Below are 18,283 nucleotides of genomic sequence, written 5' to 3'. Positions count from 1 at the left end.
TCAGTCGTGGCCCATCGACGCCCCCGATGCGACCATGCCCCGCGCCAGCTCGAGTCGACGTCGGACGGCCGTGATCAACTCGTCGTCCGTCAGCGCGGCGGCGCTGGCGGCCAACTCGATCGAGGCGTCGACCTCCTGCGGCTCGAGATAGCGCGCGACGACGAGCGCCTCCACCGGATTTCGGCCGAAGTGCCGTGCGACCGCGATCACGCGATCCGCACTCGGCGTGTTCTTCCCCAGTTTCCATCTCGAGACCGACGCGGGATCCACCCCTGCAGCCCGCGCGATCTCCACTTGTGATGCTCTGTCTGTGACGCGGTTCAGATACTCCCACCACGTCTCCCCCACCCCGGACGTCTGATCCATGGCGCGAACACTACTGACACGGACGCACGTTCACGCGCAGTGTGTCGATTGCCCGCCCGCCAGTGCATGTGTACCTTTCGTCTCGTGCGCGCAACGAGCGCGACACGATCGATCACCGGGGGGAATCGATGGCAAATCTCGAGCTGGACCGCGACGGGCTGGAACGACTACGACGCTTCGCTCACATCACGACGGACGGGCAACTGGCCGAACGCATCGGGGTCGATCCCGCGACGATCTCTCGCATTCTCAGCGGGAAGTGCGCGCCCGGAACGAAGTTCATCGCGGGCGTACTCGCAGAGTTCGGGACCGACCGTTTCGACGACGTCTTCGTGGTCACCGACGACCGCGTCATCGCGCCGGGAAATGGCGGATGAGCCCTTCCTGCACCACCGTCGCCACCAATTCTCCTCCGCGCGAGAAGAATCGGCCGGTGGCCAGCCCGCGAGACCCCGCGGCGACCGGCGACTCGGTGGCGTAGAGCATCCACTCGTCGAAGCGGAACGGACGGTGGAACCAGATGGAATGGTTCACGGTCGCGGCCACGATGCGGTCGAAACCCCAGGAAAGACCGTGGGTGGTGATGATCGAGTCGAGCACCGTCGTGTCCGACGCATACCCCATCGTGGCGACGTGCAGAGCAGGATCGTCAGGTAACGGCCCGTCCGATTTCATCCATACCCTGTTGTGGTTCAACCGTTCTCCGGTGCCCTTCATGATCCAGGCCGGATCATTGGCGTACCGCATGTCGATCGGCTTCAGCGCATCCACGAACATCTTCAGACGGTCCTCGTACCCGTCGAAGTGATTGCCCAGGGGCGGCAGGGATTCCGGGTACTCGACCTCGGGCCACGCGACACTGTGCTCGAGGCCGCCGCGCGAGTCCTGGTAGGCGGCGAGCATGAGGAACAGCTCCTCGTCACCCTGGTACGCCGTCACCTGGCGGTTGGCGAAGGCGCGACCGTCGCGATGGCGCTCCACGCGAAACGTGATGTCTCGCTTCACATCTCCGCCGCGGATGAAGTGCGCGTTGATAGCGTGGATCGGCCGGGCGCCGCTGACGGTGCGGCCGGCCGCGACCATCGCCTGTGCGACGAGCTGTCCGCCGAACGTCCTGCTCCCGACCTCGTCAGGATGCCGACCGACGAAGGTGTTCTCGTCGACCTCCGCGAGATCGAGGATGTCCAACAACACATCGAGGTCGCGTGAGCGCCCCGCCGTGGCGATCGGCGCGTCCCCCCGACGCGCCGACTCCGGTCTGTCGACCGTTCCCCCCAGTTCGGTCACTTACCGGTCCTCTTCTCCGATTCGGTGCACGTGGATCAAGTTGGTGGAGCCTACAGTGCCGGGAGGCGCACCGGCGACGATCACGACCTGGTCGCCGCGGTGATAGCGGTCGAGCTCGAGCAACGACTTGTCGACCTCGCGCACCATGCCGTCGGTGGTGTCGACGAACGGCACCAGGAACGTCTCGGTGCCCCAGGTCAGTGCGAGCTGACTGCGCACCTCGGGGATGGACGTGAACGCCAGCAGCGGCAACCGCGAGTGCAGACGCGCCATGCGACGCACGGTGTCACCGGACTGCGTGAAGGCGACGAGTGCACGTGCGTCCAGCCGCTCCCCGATGTCGCGAGCCGCGTAGGAGATGACGCCGCGCTTGGTGCGCGGAGTGTGGGTGAGAGCGGGAACCGCGTCACCCTCCATCTCGACGGTCTCCACGATGCGTGCCATCGTGCGCACCGTCTCCATCACGAACTTGCCGACGGAGGTCTCACCGGACAGCATCACAGCGTCGGTGCCGTCGAGCACCGCGTTCGCGACGTCCGACGCCTCCGCGCGGGTGGGGCGCGAGTTCTCGATCATCGACTCGAGCATCTGGGTGGCGACGATGACCGGCTTGGCGTTGGCGCGCGCGATCTGGATGGCGCGCTTCTGCACCAGCGGCACCTGCTCGAGCGGGAGCTCCACACCGAGGTCACCACGCGCGACCATCACCGCGTCGAACGCGAGGACGATGGCCTCGAGATTGTCGACCGCTTCCGGCTTCTCGATCTTGGCGATGACCGGAACCCGACGTCCGACGCGATCCATGATCGCGTGCACCAGCTCCACGTCGGCCGGCGACCGCACGAACGACAGCGCGATGAAGTCGACGCCCAGAGCCAGTGCGAACTCGAGGTCCTCGGTGTCCTTGTCCGACATGGCGGGAACCGACACGTCCATGCCGGGGAGGGACACACCCTTGTTGTTGCTGACGGGGCCGCCCTCGGTTACGCGGCAGAGGACGTCGTTGCCCTCGACACCGGTGACGACGAGTCCGACCTTGCCGTCGTCGACGAGAAGGCGGTCGCCTTCCTTGGCGTCCTGCGCGAGTTCCTTGTAGGTGGTGGAGACACGATCGTGCGAACCCTCGCACTCCTCGACCGTGATGCGGATCAGCTCACCGTTGGCCCAGGTGGTCTTGCCCTCCTTGAACCGACCGAGCCGGATCTTCGGACCCTGCAGGTCGGCGAGGATGCCCACGGCCTTCCCGGTGGCGTTCGAGGCCGCACGCACCCGCTTGTAGTTCGCCTCGTGGTCGGGGTAGTCGCCGTGGCTGAAATTCAGCCGAGCCACATCCATTCCGCTCTCGACGAGTTCCTTGATTCTCTCGTCGGTGGCAGTCGCCGGTCCCAGGGTGCATACGATCTTCGTCCGTCGGGTCACGGGCGCAAGCCTAGTCCCCGCCGGACCCGATTCCTATCGACGACGCCCCTCTATGTCCTGACAATTGGGCTACTGGCCAGTAGTTAACCGGGAGGTCGTTCAGGGTTTGAGAAGTCGGCCGTTCCCGTCGCGAACCTTGCTCGCGAGCATCACGATGCCGTCGACGAGGCACCACAGCCACACGGCCGCGTAGAGCGGGACACCGATCAACGCACCGATGATCGTCACGGTCAGCAGGACGCTCACGATGAACGAGACGAGCTGCGCCACGCCGAGAACCGTCGAGCCGATGTAGAACCGACCGATGCCCAGCGGCAGACCGACGAGCAACGGCGCCAGCTGCAGCACGCCGGCAGTCACCTTCGACTTGTCACCGAACGGTTCGCCCGTCGCCATGTCACGACCGAACGGCGCCGTCGGATCGACGCCGTAGCCACCCGGGAACGGCTGCTGCCCGTACTGGGGCTGCTGCCCGTACTGGGGCTGCTGCCCGTACTGGGGCTGCTGCCCGTACTGGGGCTGCTGCCCGTACCGGGGCTGGGCGTAGGGGGTGTCCGCGGCCGGACGTGCCGACCAGTCCGTCGACTCGGGTTCGCGATTCCAGGAGCCGTACTCGCCGACGGGGTACCCGAAGGCGGCCGTGTCGCCCGCTGACGGCTCCGGGTACGTCCCGGGCGACGGGTAGGACGGGTATGCGCCGGAGCCCGGACCCTCGCCGAAACTGGCGTTGGTGTTCCACCCGGGACCAGGGGTACTCCCGGTGACGTCGTCGGACCCCACGGGGTCCGAGCCGCTCGACTTCTTCGTCAGGTCAGGCTTGTCCGGATCGGTCACGTCCCTCGTCCTCACTCGTCGTCGGGGTGGTCACCTCGTCGGTGGATCGGTTCTCGTCCTTCGCCGGAGCGTCCGCCTCGTCCGTCACCGCGTCGTTCTGCTCGACCTCGTCGGTCCGGGTGCGCAGAGCGGCCGGTTCCTCACGTCCCTTGGGTGCGAGGACGACGTACGCCAGCGCGAGCAGGAAGACGATGCCGGAGGTGAACGAGTTGACGCGGATGCCGCCGATGAGGGTGGCGAAATCGCTGCGCATCAGTTCGATGACGAAGCGTCCGGCGCAGTAGCCCGCGACGTACAGGGCGAAGATGCGGCCGTGTCCGAGGCGGAAGCGACGGTCGACCAGCACCAGGAGCACGACGACGACGACGTTCCACAGCAGTTCGTAGAGGAACGTCGGGTGCACGACCCGCTCGACCACGCCCGTGGAGACACCCGCCAGGGAGTCGACGCGGCCGTTGGCATCCACACGTTCGTAGACTTCGAGGCCCCACGGCAGCGTGGTGTCGCGCCCGTAGAGCTCCTGGTTGAAGTAGTTGCCGATGCGGCCGATGGCCTGCGCCAGGAGGATGCCCGGCGCGACGGCGTCGCCGAAGGCCGGGAGCGGGATCCCGCGTCGTCGGCAGGCGATCCACGCACCGACACCGCCCAGGAAGACGGCGCCCCAGATGCCGAGACCGCCCTGCCAGATCTTGAGGGCGTCGATCGGGTTGCCACCCTCGCCGAAGTAGGTCGGCGCGTCGGTGATGACGTGGTAGACCCGGCCGCCGATGAGACCGAACGGCACGGCCCACACGGCGACGTCGAGGACGGTCCCCTTGTCGCCGCCGCGGGCGACCCAGCGGCGGTCGCCCCACACGATCGCGACGACGATGCCGACGATGATGAAGAAGGCGTACGCCCGCAGTGCGAGCGGCCCGACGTACCAGACGCCCTGCGGCGGACTGGGGATGTAGGCGAGCACGGCGGTGTTCGCCGCGAGCATCACGACGCGGCCTTCGCCGACCGCACGCCCTCGGCGAGTTCGGCGGTGAGCGCGGAGACGGCGCCGACACCCTGGTCGACGGCGGAGACGAGCGCGGATCCGACGATGACGGCGTCGGCGTACGCGGCGATCTCCGCGGCCTGCGCACCGGAGCGCACCCCGAGACCGATCCCGATGGGGATGTCGGAGTGCACGCGGATGCGGGACACCAGTGCGGGCGCGGCGGACGACACCGCGTCGCGGGCACCCGTCACCCCCATGGTCGACGCGGCGTAGACGAAACCGCTGCTCGACTGCACGGTGCGCGAGAGACGCTCCTCCGTCGACGACGGTGCGACGAGGAAGATGCGATCGAGCCCGTGCTCCTCGGAGGCGCCGAGCCAGTCGCCGGCCTCGTCGGGGATCAGGTCCGGCGTGATCATGCCGAGGCCGCCCGCCGACGCGAGATTCGCGGCGAACTCGGTCACGCCGTACTTCATGACCGGGTTCCAGTACGTCATGACGACGGCCTTGCCACCGGCGTCGGCGATGGCCTCGACCACGGTGAAGACGTCGCGGACGCGCGCGCCGTTGGCCAGGGCGCGCCCTGCGGCGGCCGCGATGGTGGGGCCGTCCATGACGGGATCGGAGTACGGGACGCCGACCTCGATGATGTCGCAGCCGCTGTCGACGAGCGCGCGCACGGCGTCGATCGACTCGGGCACCGTCGGGAACCCGGCGGGCAGGTAGCCGACGAGGGCCGCGCGGTGCTCACCGCGGGTGTGGTCGAAGACAGGGCCCAACCGCGACGGACCGGAGTGCACCGGGATGGGGGTGGGGGTGCTCACGTCACGTTGCCCTTCTCGTCCAGGATGCCGAACCACTTCGCGGCGGTGTCGACGTCCTTGTCTCCGCGACCGGAGAGGTTGACCAGGATCATGGCGCCGTCGCCGAGTTCACGACCGAGCTTCACGGCACCCGCGATGGCGTGCGCGGACTCGATCGCCGGAATGATGCCCTCGGTCTTGCACAGCAGCGTGAAGGCCTCCATGGCCTCCGTGTCGGTGATCGGCCGGTACTCGGCTCGCCCGATGTCGTTGAGGTACGAGTGCTCCGGTCCGACGCCCGGGTAGTCGAGCCCGGCGGAGATGGAATGCGAGTCGATGGTCTGCCCGTCCTCGTCCTGCAACAAATACGAGAAGGCGCCGTGGAGGGCGCCGGGCGAGCCCGCACCGATGGTCGCGGCGTGGCGACCCGTCTCGATGCCGTCGCCGGCTGCCTCGTACCCGATCAGCCGGACGTCCGCGTCGTCGATGAAGGCGTGGAAGATGCCGATGGCGTTGGACCCACCACCGACGCACGCGGCGATGGCGTCGGGAAGACGACCGTGATCGTGCAGCATCTGCGCGCGCGCCTCCATGCCGATGATGCGCTGGAAGTCGCGGACCATCATGGGGAACGGGTGCGGTCCGGCGACGGTGCCGAAGCAGTAGTAGGTCTCGTCCGCGTTGGTCACCCAGTCGCGCAGCGCCTCGTTGATGGCGTCCTTGAGGGTGCGCGAGCCGGACGTCACCGCGACGACGTCGGAACCGAGGAGCTTCATCCGGGCGACGTTGAGGGCCTGACGCTCGGTGTCCACCTCGCCCATGTAGACGAGGCACTCGAGGCCGAGCAGCGCACAGGCCGTGGCCGTGGCGACGCCGTGCTGACCGGCGCCGGTCTCGGCGATGACGCGGGTCTTGCCCATGCGCTTGGCGAGCAGCACCTGGCCCAGCACGTTGTTGATCTTGTGCGAACCGGTGTGGTTCAGGTCCTCGCGCTTGAGGAAGATGCGGGCTCCGCCTGCCTGCTTCGACAGGTTGGCCGCCTCGAAGATCGGCGACGGGCGACCGGTGTAGTCGCGCTGCAGGCGATCGAGCTCGTCGAGGAAGTCTCGATCGCCGCGCGCCTTGGCGTACTCGGTGGTGACTTCCTCGATGACGCCCATGAGCGCCTCGGGCACGTACCGGCCGCCGTACTTACCGAAGTGTCCACCGAGGTCGGGGTCGTGATCGGTGCGATCGGTGATGCCGTCGCTCGAGTTCGGAAGATAGCTGGTAGTCACGGTGTCGAGTCTGCCCGATGACACACCGGGACGACGAGCCGGGTGGAGCCTGAAATCAGCGCGCGGGCTTCGGGCAGGAGGGGTGCGTTCCTGCTGCGACCAGGTCACGCACAGCTGAGCGTGGGTCGCCGCTGGTGACCAGTCCCTCACCGACGAGAACCGCGTCGGCGCCCGCTCCGGCGTAGGCCAGGAGATCGGCGGTGCCGCGGACACCGGACTCGGCGACCCGGATGATGTCCGACGGCAGGCCCGGCGCGATGCGGGAGAAGGTGTCCGGGTCGACCTCGAGCGTCTTGAGGTTGCGGGCGTTGACGCCGATGACCTTGGCGCCGGCCTCGAGGGCGCGGTCCGCCTCCTCCTCCGTGTGCACCTCCACCAGCGGGGTCATGCCGAGCGACTCGGTGCGGTCGAGCAGGGACGCGAGGGCGTCCTGCTCCAGAGCCGCGACGATCAGCAGGATCATATCGGCGCCGTGGGCGCGAGCCTCGTGGATCTGGTACGGCCCGACGATGAAGTCCTTGCGCAGCACGGGGATCTCGACGGCACGACGCACCGCGTCGAGATCGTCCAGCGATCCGTGGAAGCGGCGCTCCTCGGTGAGCACGCTGATGACGCGCGCTCCGCCCGACTCGTAGGCACTCGCGAGCACGGCGGGGTCCGGGATGTCGGCCAGCGCACCCTTGGACGGGCTGGCGCGCTTGACCTCTGCGATGACGGCGATGCCCGGCTCGATGAGCGCGGCGGCGGCGTCGAGCGCCGGCCGAGCGGCGGCGGCGGCCCTCTTCACGGAGGCGAAGTCCAGCACGGCTTCACGGGCCTGCGTGTCGGCCCGTACGCCGTCGAGGATCGAATCGAGAACGGTCATCGGTGTCCCCCGCGTCCTTCCGCCAGAGTGGTGAATGTCTGCTCGACATCGCAGTGGATGTGTGGCGCTGCTCATCCGGTGCGCTCAGAGTAGAGGCCGGAGGAACATCACCGACTAGCGGGTCTCACCGCCGCCGGGCCGATCGTCGGCACCGCCGGCGTCGTCGGTCACGGTCGGGTCGGCACCGGAGTCCAGCGCGTCCCAGATGGCACGCTCGCTCGGTTCCTCGTCCGCGTCCACAGCGACAGACCGAACGTCTTGTTCCGCGCGCTCACGGCGCACCGCGGGGCTGTCGTACCGCGCCGACAGGCCGGCCTTGGAACGAGACGTCCGCGCCACCACGACGGCGGCGGCCAGCGCGAGCAGACCGCCCAGGAGCGCGAGTGCGGCGGGCGCGCGGCTCGCCTCCGCGGAGAGGACCTCGGCACGACCGGGTAGTTCCGCCAGCGCGCCGGCGCGCTCCGGATCCACGCCCGAGACGATCAACTGCACCGCGGGGACGGCGGCTCCGACACCGACGAGCGCGACGAGCACCGCGAGCAGCACCGTCCACCGTCCGCGGATCGCGAACAGGGCCGCCACCGCAGCGATGGCCGCGATGGCCAACGGCGTGGTCGCCGCGGCCCACGTACCCCCGACGAGCGAGGACGTCTGCTGCTCCCCCAGCCCGTCCGAGCTGACGACCCGGACCCAGGTCATCCGCGACGACGCCCACAGCGCCAGCGCCGCGAGAGCCAGGAGCAGCGCGGCGAGACCGACGCCCCCGCGTTTCACTCGGCGCCTCCGACGGTGGTCACCGTCTCCGCTGCGGCCACCGCGCTGAGCACCGCCATCGCCTTGTTGCGCGCCTCGGTGTCCTCGTACTCGGCGACCGAGTCGGCCACCACGCCGGCACCCGCCTGGACGTACGCGGTGCCGTTCTTGATGAGGGCGGAGCGGATGCAGATCGCCGTGTCGGCGTCCCCGTCGAAGTCGAGGTATCCGACGATCCCTCCGTACACACCCCGGCGGGTCGGCTCGAGTTCCTCGATCAGTTCCATCGCCCGCACCTTGGGCGCGCCGGACAGCGTGCCCGCGGGGAAGCACGCGCGCACGGCGTCGAGCGCGTGCCTGCCCTCGTCGAGACGGCCCGTCACCGTCGACACCAGGTGCATGACGTGGCTGTAGCGCTCGACGTGGCGGTACTCGGTGACCTTGACCGTGCCCGGCTCGCAGACCCGCCCGAGGTCGTTGCGACCGAGGTCCACCAGCATGAGGTGCTCGGAGTTCTCCTTCTCGTCGACGAGAAGATCCTTCTCCAGCAACAAGTCGTCCTCCTCGGTGGCGCCGCGCCACCGAGTCCCGGCGATGGGGTGTGTCGTCGCGAGACCGTCGGCGACCGTCACCAGCGATTCGGGGCTCGACCCGACGATCGAGAACGCGGTCTCCCCGTCCGCGCCGGGGACGTGCATCAGGTACATGTACGGGCTGGGATTGGAGCGTCGGAGCATGCGATAGACGTCGAGCGGCGTCGCGGTGGTCTCCATCTCGAAACGCTGGGACAGCACCACCTGGAACGCCTCGCCCGCCTCGATCTCCTCGACCAGGCGGTGCACGTCGGCGCCGAACCCCTCGGACGTGCGCTGGCGCCGGAACTGCGGCTCGGGTCGCGAGAAAGACGACACGGTGGACTCCGCGGCGGACGACAGCGCGACGGTCATGCGGTCGAGCCGCGCCACCGCGTCGTCGTATGCCTCGTCGACCCGCTCGTCGGTGCCGTTCCAGTTCACCGCGTTGGCGATGAGGGTGATCGCGCCCTCGTGGTGGTCCACCGCGGCCAGATCGGTCGCGAGAAGCATCACCATCTCGGGGATCTGCAGATCGTCCTCGGTGAGTTCGGGCAGCCGCTCGATGTGGCGCACCGCGTCGTAACCGAGGTAGCCCACCATGCCGCCGGTCAGCGGAGGCAGGTCCGGCAAGCGCTCCGACCGCAGCAGCTCGATGGTGGCCCCGAGCGCGTCGAGCGGATGCCCGCCCGACGGGGCGCCCACGGGTGTCTCCCCCATCCAGGCGGCCTCGCCGTCCACGACCGTGAGTGCACTGGGGCTGCCCGCACCGATGAACGACCACCGGGACCACGAGCGCCCGTTCTCGGCCGATTCGAGCAGGAACGTACCGGGTCTGTCACCGGCGAGCTTGCGGTATGCCGACAGCGGAGTCTCGGAGTCCGCGAGGACCTTGCGGACGACGGGGACCACGCGATGGACGGCGGCCAGTTGGCGGAACTGCTCCCGGGTGGTGGTTCCGGGTGCCGGGTCCTTCTGCGAATCCATGGGTGTCATCTTCCCGGGTGTCGTCCCGCCGGGTTCGGGAGGTGCCGAACGCGGTGGTCGCGCGGGCGGTGGGACACTCGACGAGTCGGAAACCGAACTGGTCGGTCGTGATCCGGCACGAGGAGAGGAACGCGCACCCGATGACCGCGACACCGCCGTCCGAGACGCTGCCGGACGAGATGCGCTGGCTCACACCGGCACAGCAGGACGCCTGGCGCGTGCTGGTCGCCTTCGTGACCCGGTTGCCCGCCGCGCTGGACACCCAGTTGCAGCGTGACTCCGGTCTGACGCACTTCGACTACTTCGTGATGGCGACACTGTCCGAGGCTCCGGATCGACGGCTGCGCCTGCGTGACCTCGCGGACTTCGCCAACGCGTCGCTGTCCCGGCTGTCGCACGTGATGACCAAGCTCGAGCGCGCCGGATGGGCCCGGCGGGAGAGCATCAGCGGTGGCCGCGGCTCCCACGCCGTTCTCACGGACGAGGGGTACGCGAAGGTGGTGGCCACGGCTCCCGGCCACGTCTCCACGGTGCGGTCACTCGTCTTCGACGGGCTGGACGACGCGCAGGTCGAGACGATGCGGGCGCTCGCCGAGGTCATGGTCACCAACCTCGACGCCGGCATCGCCCGCGACGGCGGTGGCCGACCGCTCGATACTCAGACGGTCGCGGGCCCACTCAGCAACACATCGGCGTCGAAACACGAGTGATCACCGGTGTGGCACGCGCCGCCGGTCTGATCGACCGTGAGCAGGATCGTGTCGCCGTCGCAGTCGAGGCGGACCTCGTGGACGTACTGCGCGTGTCCGGACGACTCGCCCTTGACCCAATACTCCTGCCGCGACCGCGACCAGTACGTGCCCTTGCGCGTCGCGAGCGTCATGGCCAGGGCCGTGTCGTCCATCCACGCGACCATGAGCACGTCGCCGGTGCCGCGTTCCTGCGCGACGGCGCACACCAGTCCGTCGTCGGTGCGCTTGAGACGGTCGGCGATCGCCGGGTCGAGGACCGGGGCGCTCATCGAACCTCCACACCGTCCGCGCGCAGTGCACCCTTGACGTCGCCGATGGTCATCTCGCCGAAGTGGAAGACGCTGGCCGCGAGAACGGCATCGGCACCCGCGGCCACGGCGGGCGCGAAGTGCTCGACGGCGCCGGCGCCGCCACTCGCGATGACAGGGACCCGGACGGCTGCGCGGACAGCGGTGATCATGGCGATGTCGAAGCCGGCCTTCGTGCCGTCCGCGTCCATCGAGTTGAGCAGGATCTCACCCACTCCGAGCTCGGCCCCGCGGTGCGCCCACTCCACGGCGTCGACGCCCGTACCGCGGCGGCCGCCGTGCGTGGTGACCTCCCAGCCGGACGCCGTCGGCGCCTCCCCAGCGGGCACCGTCCGGGCGTCGACCGACAGCACGATGCACTGCGATCCGAATCGAGAGCTCAACTCGCGCAACAACTCCGGTCGCGCGAGCGCTGCCGTGTTGACGGACACCTTGTCGGCACCCGCTCGCAGGAGCGTGTCCACGTCCTGGACGGTGCGGACACCGCCGCCGACGGTGAGGGGAATGAACACCTGCTCCGCGGTGCGGGTGACGACGTCCAACATCGTGGCGCGCCCACCGGACGACGCGGTGACGTCGAGGAAGGTCAGCTCGTCGGCACCTTCGGCGTCGTACTTCGCGGCGAGCTCGACCGGGTCACCGGCATCGCGCAGATCGGCGAAGTTGACACCCTTGACGACGCGACCGGCATCGACGTCCAGGCACGGGATGACGCGTACGGCGACACTCATCTCCGGACTCCTTGTCGTTCGCGCGATGTCGGTGTGTACGTGGACGGCTCGCCGACTCCGGCCAGCACCTGCAGCAGTTCCTCGTGCACGCCGGGGGCTGCGGCGAGCACCGACGTCGAGGTCACCGTCCACGGCTCCCCCGCCAGATCGGTGACGATCCCGCCGGCGGCGCGGACCAGCATCGCTCCGGCGGCGTTGTCCCACGCATGGTGGCCGAACACGATCGACGCACCGAGTGTTCCCGCCGCGGTGTACGCGAGGTCCAGTCCGGTCGACCCGTGCATCCGGATCCGAGACGAGACGCGGCTGATGTCCGAGAGCACCTGTACCCGATAGGCGCCGGGCAACCGGCCGCGGCTGTCGATGTTGAACGCACCGAATCCGACGATGGAGGAAGCGAGTGCGGAGGTGGGCAGCGCGGGGAGCGCCTCCCCGTCCCGGTGCACGGGTCCGCCCTCCACCGCCCAGAAGCGCTGGCCGATCAGCGGAAGCCACGTCAGACCGATGACCGGGCGGCCGTCGACGAGCAGCGACAGCAGGGTGCCCGCCGTCGGCAGCCCGAACGAGTAGTTGAAGGTCCCGTCGATCGGATCGAGCACCCACACGGTGCCGGACTCGACGGGTGGCCCGCCGAACTCCTCGCCGTGCACGGGGATCTGGGTCTGCTCCTGCAGTTCCTCGACCAGCCGACGTTCGAGCTCGAGGTCGACCGCGGTGGCGAAGTCGTCCGGCCCCTTGGCCACGGCGCTGGGCGCGCCGGCGCCCGCGACGAACCGCTCGTGGGTGCCGTCGAGCAGGGTGCGCGCGGTGGCCGCGAGAGCGTCCAGGTCCACGGCGGTCACGTCGCCGACGGTGCGCTGTCCGCGACGGCGGCGAGGGCCTCCGGCAGCGTGAAGCGGCCGGCGTAGAGGGCCTTGCCGACGATGGAACCCTCGACGCCCTTGTCGGTCAGCGTGGCGATGGCGACCAGATCCGCGACGGTGGACACTCCGCCGGACGCGATGACCGGCGCGTCGGTGACAGCGCAGACCTGTTCGAGCAGTTCGAGATTGGGGCCGGTCAGAGTGCCGTCCCGCGTGACGTCGGTGACCACGTACCGCGAGCACCCGTCGCGGTCGAGCCGCTCCAGCACCTCCCACAGATCGCCGCCGTCACTCACCCAGCCGCGACCGCGCAGGCGGTGCTCACCGTCGACGATGCGCACGTCCAGTCCCACGGCGACACGATCGCCGTACTCACCGATGGCGCGGCGGCACCACTCCGGATCCTCGAGTGCGGCGGTGCCGAGGTTGACGCGCGCGCAGCCCGTCGCGAGCGCTGCCCGCAGGCTCTCGTCGTCGCGGATGCCACCGGACAGCTCGACCTTCACGTCGAGTTCCCCCACCACGCTCGCGAGGAGGTCGCGGTTCGAACCGCGGCCGAAGGCGGCGTCCAGATCCACCAGATGCACCCACTCGGCGCCGTCGTTCTGCCAGGCCAGCGCGGCGTCGCGCGGAGAGCCGTAGGCGGTCTCGCTGCCTGCCTCTCCCTGCACGAGACGAACAGCTTGACCATCGGCGACATCGACTGCGGGGAGAAGTACCAGGCTCACGTTCGACGAGGTTACCGGCACGATCCGCGGCGACACCGGGCAGGGCGGCGCGTCAGTCGGACCGATCGGACCCGTCGGGCTTCTCGCCGAAGGATCGGCGAACGGACGCCTTCGCCACCAGCGACGCGCAGACGCCTGTGGCGACGAGTCCGACGGCCACCACCAGCAGCCCCACCGGACCACTCGGCTGCAGCAGCCAGAGGACGAGCGTGGTCGCGGCGAGCATCAGGGTCGCCGCACCGAGGACGAGCCCGGTGTGGCGACCCAGTGAGAACTCGCGGGGCTCGCTCATCCGAGGGTGCGGAGCCAGTTCTCGAGCAGCGTGGCGCCGGCGTCGCCGGACTTCTCCGGGTGGAACTGTGTCGCGGAGAGAGGGCCGTTCTCCACCGCCGCGAGGAACTCGCCGCCGTGATCGGCCCACGTGAGAACCGGAGCGGCAAGCGACTCGCTCGGTGCCATCTCCCAGTCCTGCACGCCGTACGAGTGCACGAAGTAGAAGCGCGTGTCGGGATCCATGCCCGCGAACAGCACCGAGTCCTCGCCCGGGCGCACCGTGTTCCAGCCCATGTGCGGGAGCACCTCGGCCTGCAGCTTCTCCACGGTGCCGGGCCACTGGCCGCAGCCGGTGGCGCGCACGTCGAACTCGACGCCGCGGTCGAACATGATCTGCATGCCGACGCAGATGCCGAGCACGGGGCGGCCCCCGGCGAGCCGCTTGTCGACGAGCTCGTCGCCGCGCACCGACAGCAGACCGTCCATGCATGCGCCGAACGCGCCGACACCGGGCACGACCAGTCCGTCGGCCTGCAGCGCGACGCGGTGGTCGGACGTCACCGTGACGTCGGCGCCCACACGTTCGAGCGCGCGCTGCGCCGAGTGCAGATTCCCCGAACCGTAATCCAGCAACGCGACAGACTTGCCTGCCCTTCCCGGCCGGCCTCCGGCCTTCCCGCCGATCTCCGGCCGGCCTCCGGCCTTCCCGCTGCTCACAAGCTTCCCTTCGTCGACGGCACTCCCGAGACCCGCGGATCGGGCTCGACGGCCGCGCGGAGGGCGCGAGCGACGGCCTTGAACTCGGCCTCGGTGACGTGGTGCTGGTCGCGTCCGTACAGCACCCGGACGTGCAGGGCGATACGCGCGTTGGACGCGATGGATTCGAAGACGTGGCGGTTGATCACCGTCGAGTACGGCGCGCCCGGATACCCTGCGATGACGGCGTGCAGCATGTGCTCCGGTTCCCCGGTGTGCACGCAGTACGGGCGGCCGGACACGTCGACCGAGGCGTGCGCCAGCGTCTCGTCCATCGGAATGAACGCGTCACCGAAACGGCGAATTCCCTTCTTGTCGCCGAGTGCCTGGCCCAGCGCCTGGCCGAGCACGATAGCGGTGTCCTCGACCGTGTGATGCGCCTCGATCTCGATGTCGCCCTTCGCTTGCACAGTCAGGTCGAAACTTGCGTGCGTTCCCAGCGCGGTCAGCATGTGGTCGAAAAACGGGACACCGGTGGACACGTCGACGATGCCGGTGCCGTCGAGGTTCAGCTCCACCGTGATGGACGACTCCTTGGTGGTCCGCTCGATGCGCGCGATGCGGTTCGGGGTCATGATGCTGCTCACTGGAGATCCTCTGCTGGGGGTTCAGGTGGCGGGGGCGGACGAGTGGACGACGTCCTCGGACAGGTCGGCGCTGACGTCGAGGAACCGATCGTTCTCGGCCTCGGTGCCGATGCTGACGCGGAGATGCCCCGCGATGCCGACGTCGCGGATGAGCACGCCCTGATCGAGATACCGCGACCACACCGCGGGCGCGTCGTCGAAGAGGCCGAACAGCACGAAGTTGGCGCTGCTGGGCACCACTCGGTAGCCCAGGACGGCGAGCCGGGCGACGACGCGATCACGCTCGGCCGCCAGCTCGGCCACCGAGGCCAGCGTGTCGTCGGAGTGGCGCAGGGCGGCGCGCGCGGCAGCCTGGGTGAGCACCGACAGGTGGTACGGCAGCCGCACCAGCAGCAGCGCGTCCACGACGGCCGGAGCGGCCACCAGGTACCCGAGTCGCCCACCCGCGAACGCGAACGCCTTGCTCATGGTCCGGCTGACGACGACCCGGCTGGGGAACTCGTCGATGAGCTCGACCGCGCTGGGCGCCGCCGAGAACTCGCCGTACGCCTCGTCGACGACGAGGATCCCGGTGGTCGCGGAGGCGAGACGCCGGAGGTCGTCGAGCGAGAGACTGTGACCCGTCGGGTTGTTGGGGCTGGTGACGAACACGACGTCCGGCGTCATCGACTCGATCGCGGCCACGGCCGCGTCGACGTCCAGCGAGAAGTCGTCACGCCGGTGCAGATCGAGGAACTCGGTCTGCGTGCCCGCCGAGATGATGGGGTGCATGGAGTACGACGGCACGAATCCCAGCGCCGTGCGCCCCGGTCCCCCGAATGCCTGCAGCAGCTGCTGCAGGATCTCGTTCGACCCGTTCGCGGCCCACAGGTTGTCGACGGTGACCGGCACCCCCGTACGGGCCGCCACGTACGCGGCGAGATCCGTGCGCAGTGCGACTGCGTCCCGGTCGGGATAGCGGTGCAGCGACGCTGCCGCCTCACGCACGGAGCGAGTGACGTCCTCCACGAGCGCAGCCGACGGTGGGTGCGGGTTCTCGTTGGTGTTGAGCTGCACCGGCACTTTGAGCTGCGGCGCACCGTACGGAGACTTCCCGACGAGCGAGTCGCGCAGCGGCAGGTCCGACAGTGCGGTCCCGGCGCCGGGCGCGGCCGTCACGATCGGCTCTCGAACCGCACGCGGACGGCATCACCGTGCGCCGGCAGATCCTCCGCGTTCGCGAGGGCGACGACATGCTTCGCGACGCCGTCGAGAGCGTCGCGCGAGTAGTCGACGATGTGGATGCCGCGCAGGAAGGTCTGCACCGACAACCCGGACGAGTGACGGGCGCATCCTGCGGTCGGCAGGACGTGGTTGGACCCGGCGCAGTAGTCGCCGAGGCTCACCGGCGACCACGGTCCGACGAACACCGCACCGGCGCTGCGGATGCGTCCCGCCACGTCGGAGGCGTTCTCGGTCTGGATCTCGAGGTGTTCCGCGGCGTACGCGTCGACCGTCCGGATGCCGTCGGCCAGCGTGTCCACCAGCACGATGCCCGACTGCTCGCCGGACAGGGCCGTGGCGACGCGCTCGGAGTGCTTGGTGGTGAGCGTGCGCTCGGCGACCTCGCGTGTGACGGCGTCGGCCAGGGCAACCGAGGTGGTGACGAGCACGCTCGCCGCCAGCACGTCGTGTTCGGCCTGCGAGATGAGGTCGGCGGCGACGTGCACCGGGTCTGCGGTGTCGTCGGCCAGGATGGCGATCTCGGTGGGCCCGGCCTCGGAGTCGATGCCCACCGCTCCACGGCACAGCCGCTTCGCCGCAGTGACGTAGATGTTGCCCGGGCCGGTGATCATGTCGACGGGCTCGAGCGGCGCGCCGTCGGTGTCCACGCCGCCGTAGGTGAGCAGCGCGACGCCCTGGGCACCGCCGACCGCCCAGACCTCGTCCACGCCGAGCAACGCTGCCGCCGCCAGGATGGTGGGGTGCGGGAGGCCGCCGAAGTCCGCCTGCGGCGGCGACGCGACGACGAGGCTACCGACGCCGGCGACCTGCGCGGGAACGACGTTCATGACGACGGACGACGGGTACACGGCGTTGCCGCCCGGTACGTACAGTCCGACCCGCTCGACCGGGACCCACTTCTCGGTGACGATTCCACCGGAGACGACGGTGGTCACGGTCTCGGACCGCCGCTGGTCCTCGTGCACGATGCGCGAACGCTCGATGGACACCTCGAGCGCCGCCCGTACGTCGGGATCGAGCTGGTCCAGAGCCTTCGCGAGTTCGGCGGCCGGAACACGCACCGAGTCGGGACGCACGCGGTCGAAGGTCTCGCTGTACTCGAGCGCCGCGTCGGCGCCGCGCTCACGCACCGCCTCCACGACCGGGGTGACCAGATGCAGCACCGAGTTCACGTCCACTCCACCGCGCGGGAGAACCGCGCGCAGTTCGGCGGTGGACGGAGAGCTGCCGCGTAGATCCACGCGTCGCAACTCGGTGCGGGCAGTCATGGGTGATCCTCTCGGGTCGAGCAGGGGCGCGCCGGTCGGCGCACGTCGATTATCGCTCGAGCCCCGACCGACGCCCCGTCCGGGACGATCTACCTGGTCCCACCGACCGGCCTCCGGTCTGCCCGTCCCACCGACCGGCCTCCGGCCTGCCCGCACCATGGTCTCAGGAGTAGCGGGCTGCCAGCTTCTCCAGCGTCTTCGTGATGCCGTTCGCGTTCTGTGCCGTCTGCTTGGTCACCTCGAGCATCTTCGGGATCTTCGCCGTTCCGTAGACGAACGATTCCGTCACCTCGGTGGACGAGGGGCCCACCGCGACGAACTCCCAGCGCCACTTGTGGCCGAGCGGGTGCTGCCACTCGATCACCTTGGTGTCCCCGGTGTCGGCGAACTCCGTGACGGTGCTGGTGATGCGGTAGGGCACACCGAACTGCTTCATGCCCACGGAGAACTTCGCGCCGCGCGACAGCGTCGTCGGCCCCTTCACCGTGTCTTTCACCGTTCCGGAACCGTCCAACTCGCCGTGCCGGTGCGGATCCGCCACCTGTGCGAAGAGGTCGTCGGCAGGGGCGTTCACGGTCACGCGGCGGGCGATGACGCGATCGCCGCGGTCCACAGTGCTCACAGATGTCATGTGCCGTCCTGTGC

Annotated in this window: 22 protein-coding genes; 2 read left to right on the top strand and 20 right to left on the bottom strand. The window is 69.4% G+C overall.

Going from position 1 to position 18,283, the window contains the following annotated elements:
- Positions 1-366 carry a transcriptional regulator gene (locus HQ325_RS10155; protein WP_222628606.1) on the bottom strand — a complete coding sequence of 122 codons (366 nt, stop codon included), beginning with the start codon at positions 364-366 and terminating at the stop codon, positions 1-3.
- A gap of 128 nt (positions 367-494) precedes the next feature.
- On the opposite strand from HQ325_RS10155, the gene HQ325_RS10150 reads away from it, so the two are divergent.
- Complete coding sequence (locus HQ325_RS10150; RefSeq protein WP_222628603.1) at positions 495-743, top strand: helix-turn-helix transcriptional regulator; 249 nt, start codon at positions 495-497, stop codon at positions 741-743.
- Here HQ325_RS10150 and HQ325_RS10145 read toward each other — a convergent pair.
- The 9 genes from HQ325_RS10145 to HQ325_RS10105 form a co-directional block, all read right to left on the bottom strand.
- Complete coding sequence (locus HQ325_RS10145; protein ID WP_222629194.1) at positions 718-1,593, bottom strand: acyl-CoA thioesterase II; 876 nt, start codon at positions 1,591-1,593, stop codon at positions 718-720. The two genes, HQ325_RS10150 and HQ325_RS10145, sit on opposite strands and share 26 nt — an antisense overlap.
- 60 nt (positions 1,594-1,653) lie before the next feature.
- Positions 1,654-3,072 carry a pyruvate kinase gene (pyk, locus tag HQ325_RS10140; RefSeq protein ID WP_222628600.1) on the bottom strand — a complete coding sequence of 473 codons (1,419 nt, stop codon included), beginning with the start codon at positions 3,070-3,072 and terminating at the stop codon, positions 1,654-1,656.
- A 99-nt stretch (positions 3,073-3,171) separates the two neighbouring features.
- A complete protein-coding gene (locus HQ325_RS10135; protein ID WP_222628597.1) occupies positions 3,172-3,906 on the bottom strand; it encodes a TM2 domain-containing protein in 735 nt (244 codons plus the stop codon).
- Positions 3,884-4,888: a prolipoprotein diacylglyceryl transferase gene (lgt, locus tag HQ325_RS10130; protein WP_222629192.1), complete on the bottom strand. Its 1,005-nt coding sequence runs from the start codon at positions 4,886-4,888 to the stop codon at positions 3,884-3,886. The genes HQ325_RS10135 and lgt overlap by 23 nt, the downstream gene beginning before the upstream one ends.
- Positions 4,888-5,691, bottom strand: coding sequence for a tryptophan synthase subunit alpha (trpA, locus tag HQ325_RS10125; RefSeq protein WP_056448083.1), 804 nt, complete (start codon positions 5,689-5,691; stop codon positions 4,888-4,890). The genes lgt and trpA overlap by 1 nt, the downstream gene beginning before the upstream one ends.
- Before the next feature lie 20 nt (positions 5,692-5,711).
- Positions 5,712-6,971: a tryptophan synthase subunit beta gene (trpB, locus tag HQ325_RS10120; protein ID WP_027506783.1), complete on the bottom strand. Its 1,260-nt coding sequence runs from the start codon at positions 6,969-6,971 to the stop codon at positions 5,712-5,714.
- Between the two features lie 55 nt (positions 6,972-7,026).
- On the bottom strand, positions 7,027-7,836 hold the full coding sequence (gene trpC / locus HQ325_RS10115) for an indole-3-glycerol phosphate synthase TrpC (RefSeq protein ID WP_222628595.1): 810 nt from the start codon (positions 7,834-7,836) through the stop codon (positions 7,027-7,029).
- Between the two features lie 114 nt (positions 7,837-7,950).
- Entirely contained in the window at positions 7,951-8,610 is a 660-nt protein-coding gene (locus HQ325_RS10110; protein WP_222628593.1) for a TIGR02234 family membrane protein, read from the bottom strand.
- A complete protein-coding gene (locus HQ325_RS10105) occupies positions 8,607-10,148 on the bottom strand; it encodes an anthranilate synthase component I (protein ID WP_261777786.1) in 1,542 nt (513 codons plus the stop codon). The genes HQ325_RS10110 and HQ325_RS10105 overlap by 4 nt, the downstream gene beginning before the upstream one ends.
- 140 nt (positions 10,149-10,288) lie before the next feature.
- On the opposite strand from HQ325_RS10105, the gene HQ325_RS10100 reads away from it, so the two are divergent.
- Entirely contained in the window at positions 10,289-10,858 is a 570-nt protein-coding gene (locus HQ325_RS10100) for a MarR family winged helix-turn-helix transcriptional regulator (RefSeq protein WP_261777785.1), read from the top strand.
- Here HQ325_RS10100 and hisI read toward each other — a convergent pair.
- The 10 genes from hisI to HQ325_RS10050 form a co-directional block, all read right to left on the bottom strand.
- Positions 10,807-11,169, bottom strand: coding sequence for a phosphoribosyl-AMP cyclohydrolase (gene hisI / locus HQ325_RS10095; protein ID WP_222628589.1), 363 nt, complete (start codon positions 11,167-11,169; stop codon positions 10,807-10,809). The two genes, HQ325_RS10100 and hisI, sit on opposite strands and share 52 nt — an antisense overlap.
- Positions 11,166-11,939, bottom strand: coding sequence for an imidazole glycerol phosphate synthase subunit HisF (gene hisF / locus HQ325_RS10090; RefSeq protein ID WP_222628587.1), 774 nt, complete (start codon positions 11,937-11,939; stop codon positions 11,166-11,168). The genes hisI and hisF overlap by 4 nt, the downstream gene beginning before the upstream one ends.
- Positions 11,936-12,781, bottom strand: coding sequence for an inositol monophosphatase family protein (locus HQ325_RS10085; RefSeq protein WP_222628585.1), 846 nt, complete (start codon positions 12,779-12,781; stop codon positions 11,936-11,938). The genes hisF and HQ325_RS10085 overlap by 4 nt, the downstream gene beginning before the upstream one ends.
- Positions 12,778-13,530 carry a bifunctional 1-(5-phosphoribosyl)-5-((5-phosphoribosylamino)methylideneamino)imidazole-4-carboxamide isomerase/phosphoribosylanthranilate isomerase PriA gene (priA, locus tag HQ325_RS10080; RefSeq protein ID WP_204867182.1) on the bottom strand — a complete coding sequence of 251 codons (753 nt, stop codon included), beginning with the start codon at positions 13,528-13,530 and terminating at the stop codon, positions 12,778-12,780. The genes HQ325_RS10085 and priA overlap by 4 nt, the downstream gene beginning before the upstream one ends.
- 52 nt (positions 13,531-13,582) lie before the next feature.
- Positions 13,583-13,822, bottom strand: coding sequence for a hypothetical protein (locus HQ325_RS10075; RefSeq protein ID WP_222628583.1), 240 nt, complete (start codon positions 13,820-13,822; stop codon positions 13,583-13,585).
- Positions 13,819-14,487, bottom strand: coding sequence for an imidazole glycerol phosphate synthase subunit HisH (gene hisH / locus HQ325_RS10070; RefSeq protein ID WP_222629189.1), 669 nt, complete (start codon positions 14,485-14,487; stop codon positions 13,819-13,821). Before hisH ends, HQ325_RS10075 begins: the two co-directional genes overlap by 4 nt.
- Positions 14,488-14,516: 29 nt before the next feature.
- On the bottom strand, positions 14,517-15,134 hold the full coding sequence (hisB, locus tag HQ325_RS10065) for an imidazoleglycerol-phosphate dehydratase HisB (protein ID WP_222629187.1): 618 nt from the start codon (positions 15,132-15,134) through the stop codon (positions 14,517-14,519).
- A gap of 33 nt (positions 15,135-15,167) precedes the next feature.
- Positions 15,168-16,304 (bottom strand): histidinol-phosphate transaminase, encoded by a 1,137-nt coding sequence (locus HQ325_RS10060; RefSeq protein ID WP_222628581.1) that lies wholly within the window; start codon positions 16,302-16,304, stop codon positions 15,168-15,170.
- Positions 16,301-17,638, bottom strand: a complete 1,338-nt coding sequence (gene hisD, locus HQ325_RS10055; protein ID WP_222628578.1) for a histidinol dehydrogenase — start codon at positions 17,636-17,638, stop codon at positions 16,301-16,303. The genes HQ325_RS10060 and hisD overlap by 4 nt, the downstream gene beginning before the upstream one ends.
- 163 nt (positions 17,639-17,801) lie before the next feature.
- Entirely contained in the window at positions 17,802-18,269 is a 468-nt protein-coding gene (locus HQ325_RS10050; RefSeq protein WP_222628575.1) for an SRPBCC family protein, read from the bottom strand.
- Positions 18,270-18,283: the final 14 nt, after the last annotated feature.

Origin of the sequence: Rhodococcus sp. BP-349 (genome assembly GCF_019835845.1) — a bacterium.
In the GTDB taxonomy this organism is placed as follows: Bacteria; Actinomycetota; Actinomycetes; order Mycobacteriales; family Mycobacteriaceae; genus Rhodococcoides.
Note: the sequence above shows the minus strand (reverse complement) of the source record. Positions and strands in the feature narration are given on the sequence as shown.